The following is an 18,176-nucleotide window of genomic DNA, read 5'->3' as shown; positions in this document are numbered from 1 at the left end:
TTTATACTTTTTTACCAGTCGGCTATTTCGACAAATCCCTGATCTTTATACTTCTGAAACTCACTTCATTTCCATGGTCCTGCAAAAGAATATGACCTCTGGTTGCTTCACCAAATTGACTCCAGTCCTTGTATTTGCTCCCAGCTACTAATTTCCTGAAATCTTCCGAGCCTCTTACAAATTCAACCAACGGTATTCCATTCAGAAAATAAGTTACCTGTCCGTTTTTTCGGGCCAGTATTCTCCCGGTATTCCACTGACCAATGGCCTTGAAAGCCCTCGGGTCTTTTTTAGAAGCAATGAGATCATATAACGAGGCCATCGTACGATTACCATCCTTTCCTAATTTTGCATCTGGGTGTAATTTATCATCCAGGATCTGGTACTCAGGCCCGATAGCTGAGCCCTGGCTTTGTTCTTTTAAGGTTACATAATATTTCACGCCACTATTGGCACCAGGTGTTAATTTAAATTGAAAAGTGAGATCAAATGCAGCATACTGCCTGCTGGTCACAATATCACCTCCATTGGTAGCTTCTGCACCATCCGACGGAAGCACTTTTAAAGCGCCGTCTTCGATACCCCACCCTTTGGAGGGAAAGCTGTTTCCCCTGGCACTGCGCCAGCCATTGAAGCTTCTCCCGTCAAATAACAAAGACCAACCCTGGCTTTTTTCAGGTACCGATAAATTATTGGGTATATTATTAACCGTATAAACATTTTTAACAGGCGATAACTTTACATCGCTGGTATTAATCCTGATATTTTTCCAGTATATCTTTTGTCCTCCTACCTTGCTGGCTCCTATGCTGTGCACCTGTAATGCTATATATCCACTGGTATTCATTGTATCTACCAGGATGGCAGCCGGTGTACCATTGATAAAGGTTTGCGTTACTACACCTTTACATTCAATTCTCACTTTATTGTATTGCCCTGTTCGGTAGGCCGATCTTGCTGCATCATTCAGGTCAAGAGGATACAACCATCCCCTGCGAGCCTCATCGTATATACCACCTGTCCAGGCCCGCGGCGAAGGGTCCAGCTCGTACTGATAGCCAAAAACCTTTCCTTTCCCATTGGCTGCCGAAGCATCATAGTTACTCCTGAACTGGATGCCTGAATTAGTAGCTTTGTCCTCTATTTTTACATCGAGCTCCAGTATAAAATCGCCGTAAATTTTATCCGTAAGCAAAAAGGTATTAGGCGTGTTCACCACCGTAACACCCACAATCGCATTATCTTCTATTATATAATTGGCTGCGCCGGCTACTTTATGCCACCCTTTAAGGGTTTTGCCATCGAATAAGGAGTGCCAGCCTTTTTGAGCATTAGAAGTGATGCCAAATGCCAATACTAAGGCTGCGCCTATCATTTTTTTCATGTGTAAAATTTAGTATATTGTTTTTAACCCTCCTGTTTGATCGTTAGATTCATTACTTCTGCGCCGGTAAAAATGCAGCTGCAACTACGGCCAATTTACCCGTTGCGAAAGCTATTTTGTGATAGAACGCAGATTCATTTTAAGGATAACTATGGCGACTATTATCACAGCAAACCGTTATACTCCTAACCAGCACAAAAGTGCTGCATGATGGCACAAAAATATTGCAATCGCTTATTTCTTTATTTCACTTTCGTGTTGAAAACCTATACTTTCTTAACAGAACAAGCATCATTCAACAAAGCTCAACGTCATTAAAGTCAATAAGTATGCTAAACGCAGATGGTAATAATAAATATACCCGATTAGGATCGAACCGGAAAAAAATCCAATTAGATTAGCTAAAGGTTGGCGTAAATACTCCATATCAGGGCAGGCTGGTGTTGCTCTCCAATATGAATTTGCGAAGAACACCTAGCAACTACTGCTTTCTTTTGTAAGGCTCCCTTTTAATCCAGTTGATGCAATCATCAATCCATTGCAGAGAGGCTTCTTTATTGAATACCCCATAACCATGCTTTCCTTTCTCATATAAAAACAATTCAACGGGCACTCCTTGCTGCCTGAGTGCGGCAGAGAAATACAGGCAATTTTTTACATCTACAACTTTATCATCCATTCCTGATGTAATATAGGTGGGTGGCGTTTGTTCCGTTACATTTAATTCACTGGAGTACTTACGGATCTCCTCTGGTGTAATATCAGGTCCCACCAGGTTTTTCCTGGATCCAAGATGTGCCAGGCTATCGGCAAAGCTGATCACGGGGTATACAAGGATCATAAAATCCGGTCTCAGGCTGGTTCCCTTCTGATTCTGCAATTTTGTCTCTGTAAATTGAGTACCTACAGTAGATACCAGGTGCCCGCCGGCAGAGAAGCCCATGATACCGATCCTGTCAGCATCTATCTTATATAACCGGGCATTTTCTCTCACATATTGTATCGCGCGTTGCGCGTCGGTAAGAGGTACCCATTCCTTATGATCCATCTTTTTATCGTTGGGAACCCTGTAATCTACAAGGAACGCCGTTATGCCAGCCTCATTCAGCTTCTTACAGGCTGGAATTCCCTCAACCGTATTAGCTCTTCCTCCATATCCTCCGCCTGAACATACAATAACAGCCGTTCCTTTTGCTGTATTTTTTGATGGGCGAAATACGGTTATCGTCGGTACTTCTGTACCTTCTTTGGCAAAAGGAATTTGACCATCCGGATATAAGTTTATTTTTTCCTGGGAAAAACATAGGAGTACAGCCAGGTTAGCAAGCATAAGGGCTAATGTTTTACGCATCGTTATTTTTTTACTGTTTATACAGGCAAGATATTAAAAATCCTGTGACTAATGTAGATGTTAATGCCATGAACAATCCAGATTACAGTACAACACATCGGTATGCCTGGCATTGCTATGGAATAGTTCTTGTATAGGTAAGAATCGTTAGTAATAAAAATCTGCTGATACTATTATGAAAGATCTCCCTCAATTTATAGTATACCAACCCAATGCAAAAGAGTTTCATATTTGCCTGGAAGCAGGTAGCATTTACTATTGCTGGTGGGCTTATTATCCGCCAACGCAGGACAACCGTTTCGCACGCAAAGTGACCCGGTTAAGAGATATATCGCCAAAAGATATTGCCAGAAAGCAGGTATACGACCGTGGAACTTATACCGTGAACAAGGGCGACGATAAAGTGACAGCAGAAAAAAAATTAAAGGAGGGCGTAAAGGCTAAATCGTTTTCATTTATACTTGAAGGAAAAAAACTCAAAGGAAGATATATTATCAGGAAGACCTCTGCAGGAACAGTGATACAAAAATTTAAAGACAAATTTGTTGTAGAGGAAGATGTATTTGGCGGAGACTTAAGCAGAACGATCAACCTGATGGTGCCGGGCTATGATCCCAAAAAAGTAAGGCTGAATTACGTAAAGGAAAAGAACGATCCTACACGGGGTAAGAAAGCAAAACTGCCGGAACCTGAATTAATAATTACTGACGAAGAAGAAATCACGGCAGATAAAAAAATAGGCAGAACCAGCTATCACTTCAGGTTTTACAAGTCAGACCATGCACCCGATCTCTGCCTGATCGCTAATACGAATCATGAAGTGCTGATACTTGAAAAAACCAATAACAAATGGAAACTGCTAAAAGCTGCGCGGGGCGCTATATTGAAGAGAGAAAAAGAATTCATTGAACATGCCACGGCACTACAAAAGCTACTATGGCCCGCTTTTAATGCCTATGAACTTTATCAACCTGTACAAATAAAAAGGATAATAAGTCCATTAAAAAAATAAAGCGGACTACGTCCGCTTCACTTCCAGTAATATGCTGATTCATCAAACAATACTATTTTGCATCACCCGATGCTCAACATGAACTTTGCGTTTCACAGTTAACGGATTAATTTTCTAAGGATTAGGGTTCTAACCTATACAGGCAATAAGGATGCCAAACTGTGATTACCATATAAAACCACCAGTTTTCCTGTTATATTATTTATCTTAGTAACCAGCGGGGGACTTATCAAACTGCGTAAATGATTCAATAATCCTGCTGAAGCGTGAGTATTATTTTAAATTCCTTCTATATGAAAGCAAAAAAAATCTGGGCCAATTTTAGTGTCTCTAATTTAGAACGCACTACACAATTCTACAAGCAGCTGGGATTCCGTTCCAACGGCGCATCTGAACAACTCACCAGTTTTTTCTTCGGCGAAAACGACTTCATTATACATTTCTTCCTGAAAGAAGTATTAGAACCCAATATGAAAGGGACTATTATTGATGCCAAAGAAGGCAATGAAATCATTTTCACGCTTTCGGCAGACAGCAAGGAAGAAGTGGATTCCTGGGCAACAGCCGTGCAGGATGCCGGAGGAACCTTAGTATCTCAACCGGAGGCATTTGGTGCAGGTTATTATGGATTTGTATTTGCCGATCCTGATGGTCATAAATTCAATGTTTTTTTCATGTAGGGGTATACAATGGTGTTTTCTTCACACAACCATGAACGTATTATGGTTCTTTTTCCTGCCATGGTATATAATTCTCCCAGTACCATGGTGTAAACTTATCACCAATAGCATATTGAAGCAGGTCACGGAAAACACCCTCTCCGTTATCAGAATTAGTCATAATTATGATAGCTATTTTCCTGTCGGGAAAAGCTATTGAATAATGTCCCCATCCCCTGTCATTTCCTTCCTTAAAATAACCCCTCCCATAAGGGCTATGAATAACTCCAAAGCCTAAACCATAGGCCAACTGAATAGCATCATTCATTGTGGTATCCCGCCAGGATAGCGGACCAAATTGTTTTACAGAATGGATGCGGATCTGCGCTGTTGTCATCTCTTTCCATAGCCGGGGCTGCAAGCCTCTTGACTGAATCAGCGCCGTATAAAATTTACCGTAATCGTTCAGTGTAGTAATCATTGAACCTGCAGCGTTGGCATCCGGCCTTCTTGGAAAACCGGTGCTATTGCCTTGCGCGTCATGGCCCACTACCAATTGTTTTTCAAACCTCGGCTGCCATATATAGCTTGTCTGTTTCATTTTCAGCGGCTTAAAAATTCTTTGTTCAGCAAGTGTTTCCAGGCCGGTATGTATCATTTCCTGTATCACTACCTGTAGCAGGTACATTCCTTCACCTGAATAGCTAACCCGGGTACCCGGTTCAAACTTAATGCGTAGCTTCTTATCAGGCTCAAACCATCGAAAATTGGGAAAACCTGTTGTATGAGCCAGGCACATACGTGCCGTAATTTTTTCATAGCGGTTATCTCCCTCCAGGTCACGATAGTCTTTTAGTTTTCCCGGGAATGTATAAGAAAGTAATGGTTGCGGCAGGTATTGCACCAATGGCTTGTCCAAATCTATTATACCCTCGCCTGCCAGCTGCATCACGAAGTAGGTAAATACAGCTTTACTAAATGATGCACCATAAAGATGAGATGTATCCGTAAAAACCTGTTTTTCCGCTACATTGGCATAACCGAAAGTGTGGCTATAGACCGGGCGGTTGTTATTAAATACAATGATGCCCAAGCCGGCTACCTGTGCTGTATCCACCAGGTGCTGTATCTGCCTGGTAAGATCTGTACGCTTGAGTAAGCTACCATCTAATCGTGTGATACTTTGTGCCCCAGCCCATCCGGCACTAAATAATGATAACAACAGGAACATTACAACATGTGTCCTGAATGATCTTAACCAGTTAAAAAACTGCATATACATGTATTATTTAAGTTCACGAAATGAAAACCGGTCTCCAATCATCGGCCAACCTTTCTAAACAGCATGCTTTATTTAAAAGAAATACCAGGAAGCAGCTATCGCCTCATTTACCCAGGTTCACTATCACGTTAATGGTGATCGCAACAATAACAGTATTAAACGCAAAAGAAATAAGGCTATGTAATAATACGAACCTCCTCATCATCTTTGAGTTGATCTGTATATCCGAAACCTGGAAGGTCATGCCGATTACAAATGAAAAATAGGCAAAGTCCAGGTAATCGGGCTTTTCGGAAGACGGGAACATTAATGCTTCCGCATCACCACCCTGATTCCGTCGTTTTCGATCTTTAAAATAAAGGTCTGCATACCTGGTAGTAAAAATAGTATGTAACAAAATCCAGGAACATACGATGGCCGACAGGGAAATAAAAGCCTGTAACCATTTATACCTGGAAGCTTCCTCCTGTATCTGGTACAATAAGATAACACCAAGGAAACTAACGCAAACAGCTACCAGCACAATGCTGAAAATGATCTTTACACCATCGTCTTCTGTTGCAACAATCCGGGGCAATTTCTTATCATCTGTTTTGAAAAATACTGTCCAGTAAAACAACAGGAGCACCACGCTAAAAACATCCCAGGCAATAATAAGCCGGGTGTTTATTGGTAATTGAAACAATCCAAAAAAAGCTGCTAAACCGGGAACCAAGCTGTAAATAAGTTTCTTTATTCCTTCATTTAACCTGTGGCTTTCTGTAGACATTTGCGAGGCTATTTTTGCGTTAAGATACAACTTTCATCTTTTTAAAATAAACAGGATTATTTAAATGTCCGGTATAGAGCTACTGGTAAAAAGGTATATTTGTCAACCTCAACGATTGCCATGAAAAAATACGTTCTGTTGATCCAATTGTTTATTTTTTGCGGCATTATTGCCCGCAGCCAGCCCCCACTTCCCGAATGGAACAAAGTGCCCGGATTATTTCCTAAAGACTGGCTACTATCTCCCGTTACACAAAAAGGGGCCGTATACCTTACGCCTGATAAAAAAGATCTTGTATTATATAATGGACTTGTAAAAAGGGTTTTCCGGATTACTCCTAATACCGCCTGTACAGATTATACTAATATGAGTTCGGGTCAACAATTATTGCGTTCCGTTAAACCCGAAGCAATACTAACTATAAACGGGCGAACGCATCGTGTGGGAGGTTTATATGGACAAAAAGAAAATGCTTACCTGCTTCCCGCCTGGGTAGATGGTATGAAAAAGGACGATAGCGACTTTCAGTTATTGCGATACGAAGTAAAAGAATTGCCCCCCTATCTGAATGCTGCTTCCAGGGTATGGGCCACCAATCATACGGCAGCTACAGGAAAATTGGTTCAGTTTCACTATATATCTGGTCTTGATGAATTAAAAGGAATTACCGTAACCGTGAATTATGAATTATATGATGGTATACCGCTTATCTGCAAATGGCTTGGCCTGACGAACAATTCCCTGAAACCCATACAACTTGACCGCGTAGTTAATGAAGTACTAGGCATGGTAGAAGAACAAAGTGCCGTGGTGGGAAAGCCTCAGCAAATGAAAAAACCACAGGGTCTTTATATCGAAAGCAATTACGCTTTTAATAATGCTATGCGCTATGACCTGAGCGACCAGACTACACACTGGAAAACCGACTCTAGCTATACTTCACAGGTAAACTACGATTTTCAGACACCCTGCCTGCTGGAAGTGTACCCAGAGTATGCTCCCGGTATAGAAATGAAGCCAGGCGACCATTTTATTTCGGTGCGAACTTACGAGCTCGCAATGGATAGCTACGACCGGGAAAGGCGTGGGCTGTCGGTACAAGAAATGTATCGCACCATCGCTCCCTGGACCACGGGTAACCCAATTTTTATGCACCTGGTAAGCAAAACCGATGAGGAAGTGAAATCAGCAGTTGACCAATGTGCCAATACAGGCTATGAAGCACTGATACTGAGTTTTGGAAGCCATATAAATATGGAAGACACTTCCAAAGAGAATGTATTGCGCTGGAAAAACCTGGCTGATTATGCTCATCAAAAAGGTATAAAAATAGGTGGCTACTCCCTGTTTAGCTCAAGAAGAATAAGCGACGCAGATGATGTAATCGACGCAAGTACCGGCAAACCTGGTGGTGCTTTTTTTGGCAATGCACCGTGCTTTGGTAGTTATTGGGGGCTCGGCTACCGCGATAAAATAAAAACCTTCTTTCGGTGCACCGGCTTCGACATATGGGAAAACGATGGTCCCTACCCGGGCGATAGATGTGCTTCCGTTACGCATCCGGGACACAAAGGACTGGATGACAGCCAGTGGCGGCAAATGGAAATACAAAAAGAGTTGTACCAATGGCTGAATAAACGCGGCGTATATATCAATGCTCCGGATTGGTATTTTTTAGATGGCACCAACAAAATAGCATTGGGATACCGGGAAGTTAATTTCAGCTTACCGCGCAGCAACCAAAAGCTATTGAACCGCCAGAATATTTATGACGGAACATGGGACAAGCTGCCTTCTATGGGCTGGGGATTTGTGCCCCTGACCCGCTACCAGGGCGGCGGTCCTGAAGCCATACTGGAGCCACTATCCCAACATTTATCTGACTACGAACAGCTCATGATGCAATATTATGGCGCAGGTGTACAAGCATGTTACCGTGGTCCGAGATTATATGATAATGACACTACAAAAGTAATAGTGATAAAAGTAATCAACTGGTATAAAAAATATCGCGACATTCTGAATTCAAGCGTTATTCATCTGCGCAGGGCAGATGGAAGGGACTGGGATGGTATACTACATGTGAATCCGGCGCTAAAGATCAGGGGATTGATGATGCTTTATAACCCCACCGATCAAAAGATAGAAAAAAACATTAGAATACCATTGTATTATACCGGGCTTACGCAAACGGCACGAATACGGAAAAAAGAAGGCCCGGCGAAAAGCTATTCACTTAACCGTAATTATGAAGCAACCATAAAAGTGACACTGGCCCCTAACTCCTATTCATGGTGGCAGGTAGAATAGTACCTGGCGTTGAACCCGCACTAAACGGTTAGTAATTTTTCTGCTCCATATATTTCAACGCATTTTCAGCAACACGTTTTTGCGCTTTTAAACGATCCAGTTGATATTGCAGTTCTAACCGGGCAAGGATGCCACATTTTTCCTGCAATAAACCAGCTTCTCGCTGAAAATATTCAACACATTCAATCTGTTTAAGTATTCGCTGCTGCTCATTGCTTCCCTGCTTTACTTTAGAACGTCTGGCATCCAAACGTGATTTCAATATCGTTAAGGTTACCTGTTTTACCTGTAACCTTAAACACTCATCTTTCATTTGTATCAATTTTTCTTCGCATACTTCAACATCCTGCTCACATTTTGCTATTTCATAACGGATCTTCTTTTTAAACAAAGTAAGATCATTCTTTTCCTGCAGGTGGTTAAGATGTACAGGCGGCTCAATAGTGGCAGCTGCATAGCATTCCATTATGAGTGTTTCCATTAAGCTTGCGGCTGTTGATAACTCACGCCAGCCATTTTCATGCATCGTGATAGTGCTTCTTGACACTCCTAATAACAGCGCCATATCTTGCTGGGTAAATAGTAAGGCATTTCGCAGGCTTCGCATAGGCAATAATTTACCCTAATATACAACAATTTCCGGGTCCATTACTGTGTCAAATTTGAAATATCCGCTCCGCGTGACACGTTTTTTTGTGTCATATATCACTGTGTCAACATTCAATGACACTTAATAAAACGACACAGATATTCCTAATAAATCAATAGGGTATGCATATCATTACACCTGACAAAGATGGCTCATTTATAAAACCCAAAAATAACGCAGAAACATCCCAACCAGGCGATAAATCTTTTATAAGATCGCATCAACCGTTATTACCCTCCGGGTGCTGGAATTAACAGTAACCACAATTTTATTTTTCTTGCAGGTTATGTAAATATTTTTGCCTTGCCTGCGAAAGTATTCCTCAGCCGTTTCATTGATGGCACTATAGATGAAAGTTTCTATTTGCTCCCTACCCATGCCGGTTTTCAGCTTTTTATTAATTCTTCCGTACACCAGTTCTGTATAACAGATACTATCAAGTATTCGGGATTTAACGGTGTTCATCTATATTTTAAATCTATTCTACCCAACTACTTATCCGTTGGTATATATTAACAACTCCCCTTTATATAATCCCGTGCAGGGAGGCACCCTTTTCACCCAATCGGTCTACCCTACGCTCTACAGCCGGATCTTTTATCAATGCAGGCGCATGATGGGGTTTGGTACGGGCGTCGATAATCAATGGCCCCCGGCATCCCCAATGTTTAAATTGTGTAAAGCTATCAACCCCGTAAATATCGTAAGCCGGGTTACTCCGGGTAAATGCCACCCAAACCAGGTTATCATCCGTATCGGCTGTAAAACCCGCGTCATCAGCAATAATGATTAGCCTGATGCCTACAAGCTGATCGTTTGAAATTTGTTTTGTCCATTGCCCGATAATACCTGCTTCCTGCTCATAGTTTGTAAACTTGGCCCCATCCACTACCATGATACCCGGCAATGCTATTTTAGCATGTACAAAAGGCTGGGATAAGTTAATCCCGGCAGGTAATTCCTTTACCAACTGATGTTGTGGCGCACCTACAGCAGCAAAAACTACTTTTGACCCCGCGTTTAAACCATCACCTGTATAATCCAAAGTATCGATGGTGGTATTGGTTTGAAAATGTACATCACGCGTCCAGTCGATACGCTCTAACATATGACTCAAAAATCCCGGCACATTATGAATATCTAAGGCCGGATCGTCGGCATGAGATGCTATAAACAGGTATTTGGCCAGGCTTAGCTGGTTCTTTCCCAATATCTGGTTGGCGATGGTTAAAAGCTCCTGCGGACGTTCTGTTTTCTGATAAGGCGTGTACCGTTCACTTCCAATGGCAAATAATAAAGGATGCACCCCTGCAGCATCTACTGCATGTACCGCATGCAGCCCGTTTATTTCCTGCGGAATGGCTGAACCCGTTATTTCATGAATAAGCGCACCAAAACTGGTATCTTCCTGTGGAGGACGTCCTACCACGGTAAATGACCAGATGGGATCTTTCTTATGATATACTTTATGCACTTTCATGAGGGGGAACGGATGCGTTAACGAATAATAGCCAATATGGTCTCCGAAAGGTCCCTCTGGTTTATTCTCGTTGGGGTAAACAGTCCCGGTTATTACAAAGTCTGCATCAGCAGAAATGCAAAACCCTTCCTCATCATAAAAATACCGGAAGCGCCTGTTCCCCAGTGCGCCGGCAAAGATCATTTCCGAAAGGCCTTCAGGCAACGGCATTACTGCCGATAAGGGATGTGATGGCGGCCCGCCTACGAAAATTGACACCTTCAAGGGTTTGCCTAAAGCATTCGCTTTGGTTTGATGCACGCCAATACCGCGGTGCAGCTGGTAGTGCAAGCCAATTTCTTTATTGGGAATATAGTCGTTACCAGAAAGCTGAATACGGTACATACCCAGGTTGGCATGCATAATACCGGGTTGCGTTATATCTTCTGAGTATACCTGTGGCATCGTAACAAAGGCACCACCATCCATGGGCCAGTTTACCACCTGTGGTAGTTCAGCAATGGTTGTCTGTCCATACAAGATCGGCGCATTGGCTCTTTTTTTCCAGGGAAGCGCTCCCAGCGCCGTCATAGAAGAGCCGATATAACTCAGCGGCTTCTTGAGTACCGACATAGGATTCATCTTCACATCTACCAGTTTCTTCACATGATCCAGTGAATCACGAAACATAAAGCGGGAACGATCGAGGGTACCAAAAAGGTTGGATACCGCGGGAAATTTATTGCCTTTGATATTCTCGAAAAAAAGAGCAGGTCCCTGTGCATCATAAACCCGCATGTGAATAGCGGCCATTTCCAGGTGAGGATCTACTTCTTCTTTGATACGCACCAGATGACCATTTTGTTCCAGGTCTGCTACACATGCCGCTAAACTGCTATACCCCATAACACTTGTACAATTTGCGGCAAAAATAGAATTTAAATCAGCTTGGCAGCGCATTATCATCATTACAAATATCGATCGCCAATGTAAAGCACTAGATAAATGCTGATTATGAAACAATAATTGCATTTAACATCAATCATTGCCGGAAATTTTATCCCTCTTTGACAGTACATTCGTCGACCAAAGCCTTTCTTTTGTCTACCAATATAAGAAATATTGAAAGCGGGTCTTAACTTTACGATCATTCAAAACAGGCTTCTTGACAAACAAACTTCAGACGCTCCGACCATTACTTTACTGGCTGATCTCCTTTAGCCTGTTACTGTTTATTTACGGCACTGCCTATGGAAGCTATGAGCTCGGAATAGTAGTAGTTCTGATACTGTTGCCGGTACACATGTGTTATTTCTACCTCATCTCCAATTGGATATTGCCCCGATTCTTCTTTCGTGATAAGTATATCCAGACTTTTTTGTTGTTGCTACTTACGATGCCGCTGATTGCCATACTGTACAGGCTTGTGGAAGTTTACATTACCAACCCCTATATATTTAAGTTTTATACGATACGGGATAGCAGCTTTAGCTGGCCATCGCTCAGCCTGTCCAAATGGAAACAACTTACCCACCCGGGTGATTTTGTAAACGCGATAGAGCGAACCAATACCGTAGCCTGGATATGTGTAACGATTAAGCTATTCATTTTGTGGAATGAGCGGAAGCAGGTTATATTACAATCAGAACTTAACTTTTTAAAAGGACAATTACATCCGCATTTTCTTTTCAACTCATTGAATAATCTTTATGCGCTTTCACTTAATAACTCACCTCAAACCCCGGAGGTGGTGCTCGGGCTTTCCAATATACTTCGCTATATTTTATACGAATGTGCCAGCGAGCAGGTATTATTAAAAAGAGATATTGAGATTCTCAGCGATTATATCAGTTTGGAAAAACTCCGTTATGAAAAAAGATTAGAGCTGAACGTAAATATGACCAGTCCTGCCAATGACGTAAAAATTTCGCCCCTGCTCATGTTGCCTCTTGTAGAAAACGCTTTCAAACATGGTGCTGCCGAAACTACCGAAACACCCTGGATCGATATTGATTTATATATACATGAAAACACCATGATATTCAAGGTAGCCAATAGCAAACCAGAACAACCGATTATCAATAACGGCAACCAGCAATTCAATGGCATAGGCTTACGTAACCTGCAACAAAGACTGGACCTGCTATATCCGGGAAGACATACATTCACCTACTTAGATGAGGCAGACTGTTTTATTGCCGAGTTAAATATTCAGTTATATTTAAAGGGTAAACGTTCATGATGAAGATCCGCACGGTAATAGTTGATGATGAACCCCATGCACTGGAAATTATCAGGAGATATGCAACGCATATACCACAGCTGGAAATTACAGGCACCTGCGGCAATGCCCTCGAAGCTTTTCAAATGATTCAAAATACCAAGGTAGACCTGGTATTCCTCGACATAAAAATGCCGCGCCTCCTGGGAACCGATCTGGTTCGGAGTCTGAAAACCCCTCCCCTGATCATTTTCACCACCGCTTACCAGGAATACGCCATTGAAGGTTTTGATCTGAATGCTGTAGATTACTTACTAAAGCCGGTTCCCCTCAAACGCTTCCTACAGGCCATTGACAAGGTAAGGCATTTTTTAAGTGCAGACCCCAAAACAAACCAGGCTATCGAAAACCCTGCAGATCCCCCAACGCCGCCCGTTGCTCATTACCTGTACCTCCGTGTTGAACGCCGGCTTTTAAAGGTAAACACCAGCGATATTTTATGGATCGAAAGCATAAAAGATTATATAAAGGTAGTTACCACGGAAAAAACTTTTCAAACCAAACAAAAAATCAGTGTAACCGAAAAGCTGCTTCCAATAGGTGAATTTATGCGAATTCACCGGTCCTTTATTGTACCTCTTAATAAGGTTGAAGGCTATAACCCCAACCATGTTGTTATTTCCGGAACTCAGATCCCTATCGGCCGTAATTACAAACAAATCTGCGCACAACAATTCACTCCTCAAAGCGAGCATTCATACCGGCCAGAATAGACAGAGCTTGATTTAACAACTTTCTATAATACAGATTGCAGTTCCATCAGCAACCAATGTTCCATATAACCTGATAAACGGGGAAGCAGCCTTGCCAGTATGACCACTTATAGTAGCATCTCTTATACTGTAGTCCATTTTAAAACGCCCGTAAACGTTCGTCTACAAAATCTATCCTTTGCCGCCCAAAAGAGGTATACATCGCTTGTATTTGTACAGGTATTAAAATAGTCTCAATCTTGCATCTCCTTAGCGCAAGGAAATAAAGATGGTACTTACATTCTGTTCGCCTCCCGCGAAAAGCCCTTGAAAGCGCCATATACAAATTTCTGAAACAGGTAATGAAAACATGAGTACTTCCGGTGGCACGGCCCTCCGGATTCAGTACTACTGCACGGTTACCGCCATTTATCCGGCGGCAATTATTTACCTGCTCAACAACATACATACATCAAAAAGAAAGATTAAAATGGAAACATTACAAGAACCCTTGTACAGAAGCTACCAGGGAGGATATTTCAGATCATTGGTTACACCGGAACAAACAGGTAATCTATTCTCATTGCTTGAATTTACGTTACCGAAAGGTGCTGAACCACCACCCCACATACATACCAACGAAGACGAATCTTTTTACGTGCTTGATGGCGAGCTGAGTGTTACCATAGGCGACCGTTGTACCATGCTTAGAAAGGGCGATGCCCTGTTTGCACCCCGCAATATTTCTCATTCCTTTAAAATCGTTACGGATAAAGCTGTTTTTATTAACCTTATTACTCCCGGAGCACTATGGAACTATTTCATAGCATTCAGCGAACCTCTTGAGTCTTTACCGCAAACCCTTACTGCGCCGCAGGCTCCATCGCCGGAAAGGCTGAAGGCAATGCTGGATGCAACCACTAATATTTACCAGATCAATTTTAAATAACCTTTAAACAAACAAAAATGAAACAAAAGATCTATTCCCTGTTTTTCGCAACGCTGGTTCTTACTGCCTGTTCAGACAAAGAACCCATCTCGGCTGTTGACTATAAAGTTAACGACCAAAATTCTGCCGTTGAATGGAAAGGAAGTGCGCCTACGCATTACCACGAAGGTGCTTTTAAAGTATCCGGCAATCTTCAAACCGATAGAAAAGGTAAAATAACAGGCGGAGACTTCACCATTCCAATTGCCAGTATCAGCAATTTTGATCTCAGTAATGAAGCAGAACGGGAAGCCTTGTTAAATCACCTGAAAAGCCCTGACTTTTTTAATCTCGCGGTTCATCCCAATGCAAGCTTTCATATAACAAAGGTTGAGCCTTACAGTCAAACCGGCTCAGCGGCTAATGTGATGATCACCGGTGATTTTACCATGATAGGGCAAACTCACAGCATAGAAATCCCTGCAGTAATCAAAACTGAAAAAGAAAAAATAGCTGCCGAGGGCAGCTTCAAACTAAAACGTCTTCAATGGGGAATGAATAGCTATAATGATCCCGAGCAACAGCTATACATTCTACCGGAGGTAGATATTAAACTGAAACTTCATTTTAACAAATCAACATCTTAGCCGTGTCCCTGTACCGCTCTCACACGCGGGGTAATAAAATCAATAACCCCACGCTAAAGTCCGGGTGGCATATCACTACCCGAATGCCGCTTAATGCGGACATTCAATAGCGGTAAGATCTACAAAAAGCCTGCTCTGACAACCAGGAGCAGGCCATTTTTTATTAATCAAAACAAATCTTTTATGACAAAAAGCAAGAGCCCGATAAAGTTTTTATACCTGGCCGGCTGGCTTATTTTGATCATCTCCTGTAAAAAGAATGATACCCATACCGGTGCCGGCCCCTCAGTTCCTTTAAAAACGATGCCCGGTCAGCTAATAGGTGTAGCAACCAAAACCCGCATTGGCGTTAATGGGGGTTCAATATCTATACCTGATCAATATATTACTGTGCAGGTTCCTGCCGGTGCTGTTGATGCTGATACCGAATTTTCCATCCAGGAAGTTCAACCTAATAGTGCAGTTGCAACCGGGCGCCTGTTCCGTATTTTGCCGGAAAATATTACTCTTAAAAAACCAGTTGAAATCACTTTTAAATATACTGATGCAGATGTTGCCGGAACGGATGCGGCCCTCCTTTATCCCTGCTTCCAGGGCAATGATGGATTATGGCATAAAGTATTGGATTGCACTTTAGACCCGGTAGGCAAAACCCTGAAAGTATCTACCACTCACTTCAGTGATTGGGGCATTTTAAGAGAAGTATCCATCCATGCCCCTAAAGAAGAAGTAGGCTCTAATGAAGAGATCGATTTAACTGCTTTTATATTGGATGAAGATGTAGCAACAGGTATATTGATAGGCTCTGACGTAAAACGTGATCAGATCGTTGGCTGGAAAGTAGTAGCCGGCGGTGGTACCATCTCCGGTGGCAAAAACACTACCGTAAAATACAAAGCACCGGATACGGATAAAAAATCGGAAGCATTAATTGAAGTAACTGTTAAAAATGTAGTGAAGCGGTCAGACCCTAAAAGGCCCGGAAACGGAGGGCTCGTTATTGTAAGAAGAAAACTCACGATAATGCCCGAAGAATATGTAGTATGGACCATCGGCGGTCAAAAATCTACCGGCATATTTTTCAGCATCGGCGTATTTAACGGGCATGCTATCATGACAGCTACAGCAGGAAATGAAGCTATATCGTTTCACACTAACGGGACAGTACTGGGCAAATACAGTTTCGGCAAACTCACAGACCCCAAAAAGGCAACCTGCACCGGCACCTATCAATTTAAAACCTATGAGAGCGATTACACCGAGTGCGAAACTTTCGAAAAAGTATATGGTGAAGGCGCTATCGTTTTTGAAACATTCGGGGAAAGTGGCGGTGGTATGGTACAGGGTAGCTTCGAGGGTACGCTTTACAAGCTTGAAAATTGCGATGTTAGTGCGAGAAGCATGTATGGGTCGTTCAGAATACGACGAACCTATTAAATGGTGTGTATGTTTTATGTTTGTACAAAAGTCCGGAGCGGTTGAATGCCCCGGACTTTTTAATTAATCAATATAGATTTATTGAATGAACGGTACTAGCCTCACCTGAACGATCCCTGGTATACGCTCTTATTGAGCATGCACACAATACCGTGCAACCAGCCTCCGGCGATAACCCGAAATCCTGGCGACAAAATTCAGCAGACCTAAAAAAGGGATCATTAACGCACCTGCACCGCCTGGCCGCATATCGCTTATGTTGGAAACAACAGCTAGGGCCAGCAGGCTCCTGGGAGTGCCCTTTTCATCAGTTTGATGATCTCCCGCCAATCCATATAAAATCCGGAGGGCATTTTCAAAACCTTCCGAGCCGGGCTCAACAATCGTAGTAAAACGTACAGCTGCTGCAGTGGTGTTAGTAAAGCGGTGTAACCGTCCCGGCTCTACAGTCAGCTGATGACCCGCATCAAGGATCAGGGTCCTTTTTTTTAACTGAATGGTTAAAGCGCCGGAATGAACGATAAAGGTTTCAGAAAAATTCCGGTGATAGTGTACCGGTGTACCTCCGCCCGGCATCAATGTAACTTCCAAACGGGTAACACCGCCTCTCATATCTTTCGCGGTTTGTTTAAACGTAACCTGGTCTTTGATCACGGGGTTTACAATTGTTCTTTCCATATAAAATATTAAAAATTTGAAATCGTTAGGGGCCATTGTTTATTACCAACGGTTACAGCTTTAGCGTCATAGATAAACTAAGGCTCAGCAGTGGGTAACGGCTGAGCCCAATCTATTAGCACATCCTCAGTTTGTATTTCAATAGCGGTTATGGTATCTTACAGTATTGAAAGGATCTTTTCCATTACAGCTATATTCCGGTTGCTTATTGTCAACCGCTGTATTATTGACCAGCCCAATTTCTGATACATAGGCCCCGCTGTGTGGGTAAACAGATATATCTTCTCCAATGCAAGGGCGCGGCAATGATCCTGGATCTGCTTACAAAGACGAATGCCATAGCCGTTGCCTCTTTCACCGGGTATGGTGTACAACTGAGCCAGCCATTTTTTGTATATGTTTAGCTCCGGTTTATGATTGAGCAGACCAACATGATCGTAAACACCACCCGTAGCCACTGCTCTGCCATCTACAAAAAGGAGCATTTGAAACTGGTAGATATCTGCCGTTACAGCGCGTAGATTATTAACGGTATCTGCTACAGGTATACCCCATTCGTCATGATACCAATCAGCGATTAGCGATAACACACTGTGGTCATCAGAAGCTACCAGTTTAATGTCAATATGATTCATTGT

The 18,176-nt window shown here is 42.4% G+C and carries 17 protein-coding genes; 8 read left to right on the top strand and 9 right to left on the bottom strand.

What is annotated here, in order from left to right; all coding sequences use genetic code 11:
* Nucleotides 1-22 precede the first annotated feature (22 nt).
* Both ACLOAU_RS15040 and ACLOAU_RS15035 read right to left on the bottom strand, forming a co-directional pair.
* A complete protein-coding gene (locus ACLOAU_RS15040; RefSeq protein ID WP_427862716.1) occupies nucleotides 23-1,384 on the bottom strand; it encodes a 3-keto-disaccharide hydrolase in 1,362 nt (453 codons plus the stop codon).
* 481 nt (nucleotides 1,385-1,865) lie between these two features.
* Nucleotides 1,866-2,735, bottom strand: coding sequence for an alpha/beta hydrolase (locus ACLOAU_RS15035; RefSeq protein WP_427862715.1), 870 nt, complete (start codon nucleotides 2,733-2,735; stop codon nucleotides 1,866-1,868).
* Nucleotides 2,736-2,910: 175 nt separating this feature from the next.
* On the opposite strand from ACLOAU_RS15035, the gene ACLOAU_RS15030 reads away from it, so the two are divergent.
* Together ACLOAU_RS15030 and ACLOAU_RS15025 are read left to right on the top strand one after the other, a co-directional pair.
* Nucleotides 2,911-3,747, top strand: coding sequence for a hypothetical protein (locus ACLOAU_RS15030; RefSeq protein ID WP_427862714.1), 837 nt, complete (start codon nucleotides 2,911-2,913; stop codon nucleotides 3,745-3,747).
* Nucleotides 3,748-4,040: 293 nt separating this feature from the next.
* On the top strand, nucleotides 4,041-4,427 hold the full coding sequence (locus tag ACLOAU_RS15025; protein ID WP_427862713.1) for a VOC family protein: 387 nt from the start codon (nucleotides 4,041-4,043) through the stop codon (nucleotides 4,425-4,427).
* A gap of 40 nt (nucleotides 4,428-4,467) precedes the next feature.
* On the opposite strand, the gene ACLOAU_RS15020 is transcribed toward ACLOAU_RS15025, so the two are convergent.
* Together ACLOAU_RS15020 and ACLOAU_RS15015 are read right to left on the bottom strand one after the other, a co-directional pair.
* On the bottom strand, nucleotides 4,468-5,682 hold the full coding sequence (locus ACLOAU_RS15020; protein WP_427862712.1) for a serine hydrolase domain-containing protein: 1,215 nt from the start codon (nucleotides 5,680-5,682) through the stop codon (nucleotides 4,468-4,470).
* 109 nt (nucleotides 5,683-5,791) lie between these two features.
* Nucleotides 5,792-6,457, bottom strand: a complete 666-nt coding sequence (locus ACLOAU_RS15015; protein WP_427862711.1) for a DUF1345 domain-containing protein — start codon at nucleotides 6,455-6,457, stop codon at nucleotides 5,792-5,794.
* 120 nt (nucleotides 6,458-6,577) lie between these two features.
* Between ACLOAU_RS15015 and ACLOAU_RS15010 the strand changes: the two genes are divergently transcribed.
* A complete protein-coding gene (locus ACLOAU_RS15010; protein WP_427862710.1) occupies nucleotides 6,578-8,767 on the top strand; it encodes an alpha-galactosidase in 2,190 nt (729 codons plus the stop codon).
* Nucleotides 8,768-8,795: 28 nt separating this feature from the next.
* On the opposite strand, the gene ACLOAU_RS15005 is transcribed toward ACLOAU_RS15010, so the two are convergent.
* The 3 genes from ACLOAU_RS15005 to ACLOAU_RS14995 form a co-directional block, all read right to left on the bottom strand.
* Complete coding sequence (locus ACLOAU_RS15005) at nucleotides 8,796-9,374, bottom strand: helix-turn-helix domain-containing protein (protein WP_427862709.1); 579 nt, start codon at nucleotides 9,372-9,374, stop codon at nucleotides 8,796-8,798.
* Nucleotides 9,375-9,623: 249 nt separating this feature from the next.
* Nucleotides 9,624-9,881, bottom strand: coding sequence for a DUF3781 domain-containing protein (locus tag ACLOAU_RS15000; RefSeq protein WP_427862708.1), 258 nt, complete (start codon nucleotides 9,879-9,881; stop codon nucleotides 9,624-9,626).
* A gap of 61 nt (nucleotides 9,882-9,942) precedes the next feature.
* Nucleotides 9,943-11,781 carry a UbiD family decarboxylase gene (locus tag ACLOAU_RS14995; RefSeq protein WP_427862707.1) on the bottom strand — a complete coding sequence of 613 codons (1,839 nt, stop codon included), beginning with the start codon at nucleotides 11,779-11,781 and terminating at the stop codon, nucleotides 9,943-9,945.
* Nucleotides 11,782-12,040: 259 nt separating this feature from the next.
* Between ACLOAU_RS14995 and ACLOAU_RS14990 the strand changes: the two genes are divergently transcribed.
* The 5 genes from ACLOAU_RS14990 (at nucleotide 12,041) to ACLOAU_RS14970 (ending at nucleotide 16,860) form a co-directional block, all read left to right on the top strand.
* Complete coding sequence (locus ACLOAU_RS14990) at nucleotides 12,041-13,117, top strand: sensor histidine kinase (RefSeq protein ID WP_427862706.1); 1,077 nt, start codon at nucleotides 12,041-12,043, stop codon at nucleotides 13,115-13,117.
* Nucleotides 13,114-13,869 (top strand): LytR/AlgR family response regulator transcription factor, encoded by a 756-nt coding sequence (locus ACLOAU_RS14985; protein WP_427862705.1) that lies wholly within the window; start codon nucleotides 13,114-13,116, stop codon nucleotides 13,867-13,869. The genes ACLOAU_RS14990 and ACLOAU_RS14985 overlap by 4 nt, the downstream gene beginning before the upstream one ends.
* Before the next feature lie 469 nt (nucleotides 13,870-14,338).
* On the top strand, nucleotides 14,339-14,797 hold the full coding sequence (locus ACLOAU_RS14980) for a cupin domain-containing protein (protein WP_427862704.1): 459 nt from the start codon (nucleotides 14,339-14,341) through the stop codon (nucleotides 14,795-14,797).
* A gap of 17 nt (nucleotides 14,798-14,814) precedes the next feature.
* The gene (locus ACLOAU_RS14975) at nucleotides 14,815-15,423 is read left to right on the top strand and encodes a YceI family protein (protein WP_427862703.1); all 609 of its coding nucleotides are present in this window, start codon (nucleotides 14,815-14,817) and stop codon (nucleotides 15,421-15,423) included.
* Between the two features lie 183 nt (nucleotides 15,424-15,606).
* Nucleotides 15,607-16,860 (top strand): hypothetical protein, encoded by a 1,254-nt coding sequence (locus ACLOAU_RS14970; protein WP_427862702.1) that lies wholly within the window; start codon nucleotides 15,607-15,609, stop codon nucleotides 16,858-16,860.
* Nucleotides 16,861-16,989: 129 nt separating this feature from the next.
* Here ACLOAU_RS14970 and ACLOAU_RS14965 read toward each other — a convergent pair whose 3' ends face one another.
* The gene (locus tag ACLOAU_RS14965; RefSeq protein WP_427862701.1) at nucleotides 16,990-17,538 is read right to left on the bottom strand and encodes a cupin domain-containing protein; all 549 of its coding nucleotides are present in this window, start codon (nucleotides 17,536-17,538) and stop codon (nucleotides 16,990-16,992) included.
* 158 nt (nucleotides 17,539-17,696) lie between these two features.
* Nucleotides 17,697-18,173 (bottom strand): GNAT family N-acetyltransferase, encoded by a 477-nt coding sequence (locus tag ACLOAU_RS14960; protein ID WP_427862700.1) that lies wholly within the window; start codon nucleotides 18,171-18,173, stop codon nucleotides 17,697-17,699.
* Between the last annotated feature and the right edge of the window lie 3 nt (nucleotides 18,174-18,176).

This window comes from Paraniabella aurantiaca (assembly GCF_050309965.1).
In the GTDB taxonomy this organism is placed as follows: Bacteria; Bacteroidota; Bacteroidia; order Chitinophagales; family Chitinophagaceae; genus Niabella.
Note: the sequence above shows the minus strand (reverse complement) of the source record. Positions and strands in the feature narration are given on the sequence as shown.

Bases quoted from the DNA above. Each gene is read 5' to 3' on its own strand.
- ACLOAU_RS15040 (WP_427862716.1), bottom strand. From the start codon at position 1,384: ATGAAAAAAATGATAGGCGCAGCCTTAGTATTGGCATTTGGCATCACT.
- ACLOAU_RS14975 (WP_427862703.1), top strand. From the start codon at position 14,815: ATGAAACAAAAGATCTATTCCCTGTTTTTCGCAACGCTGGTTCTTACT.
- ACLOAU_RS15015 (WP_427862711.1), bottom strand. From the start codon at position 6,457: ATGTCTACAGAAAGCCACAGGTTAAATGAAGGAATAAAGAAACTTATT.
- ACLOAU_RS15010 (WP_427862710.1), top strand. From the start codon at position 6,578: ATGAAAAAATACGTTCTGTTGATCCAATTGTTTATTTTTTGCGGCATT.
- ACLOAU_RS15005 (WP_427862709.1), bottom strand. From the start codon at position 9,374: ATGCGAAGCCTGCGAAATGCCTTACTATTTACCCAGCAAGATATGGCG.
- ACLOAU_RS14985 (WP_427862705.1), top strand. From the start codon at position 13,114: ATGATGAAGATCCGCACGGTAATAGTTGATGATGAACCCCATGCACTG.
- ACLOAU_RS14960 (WP_427862700.1), bottom strand. From the start codon at position 18,173: ATGAATCATATTGACATTAAACTGGTAGCTTCTGATGACCACAGTGTG.
- ACLOAU_RS14995 (WP_427862707.1), bottom strand. From the start codon at position 11,781: ATGGGGTATAGCAGTTTAGCGGCATGTGTAGCAGACCTGGAACAAAAT.
- ACLOAU_RS15025 (WP_427862713.1), top strand. From the start codon at position 4,041: ATGAAAGCAAAAAAAATCTGGGCCAATTTTAGTGTCTCTAATTTAGAA.
- ACLOAU_RS15030 (WP_427862714.1), top strand. From the start codon at position 2,911: ATGAAAGATCTCCCTCAATTTATAGTATACCAACCCAATGCAAAAGAG.
- ACLOAU_RS14965 (WP_427862701.1), bottom strand. From the start codon at position 17,538: ATGGAAAGAACAATTGTAAACCCCGTGATCAAAGACCAGGTTACGTTT.
- ACLOAU_RS15035 (WP_427862715.1), bottom strand. From the start codon at position 2,735: ATGCGTAAAACATTAGCCCTTATGCTTGCTAACCTGGCTGTACTCCTA.
- ACLOAU_RS14980 (WP_427862704.1), top strand. From the start codon at position 14,339: ATGGAAACATTACAAGAACCCTTGTACAGAAGCTACCAGGGAGGATAT.
- ACLOAU_RS15000 (WP_427862708.1), bottom strand. From the start codon at position 9,881: ATGAACACCGTTAAATCCCGAATACTTGATAGTATCTGTTATACAGAA.
- ACLOAU_RS15020 (WP_427862712.1), bottom strand. From the start codon at position 5,682: ATGCAGTTTTTTAACTGGTTAAGATCATTCAGGACACATGTTGTAATG.
- ACLOAU_RS14970 (WP_427862702.1), top strand. From the start codon at position 15,607: ATGACAAAAAGCAAGAGCCCGATAAAGTTTTTATACCTGGCCGGCTGG.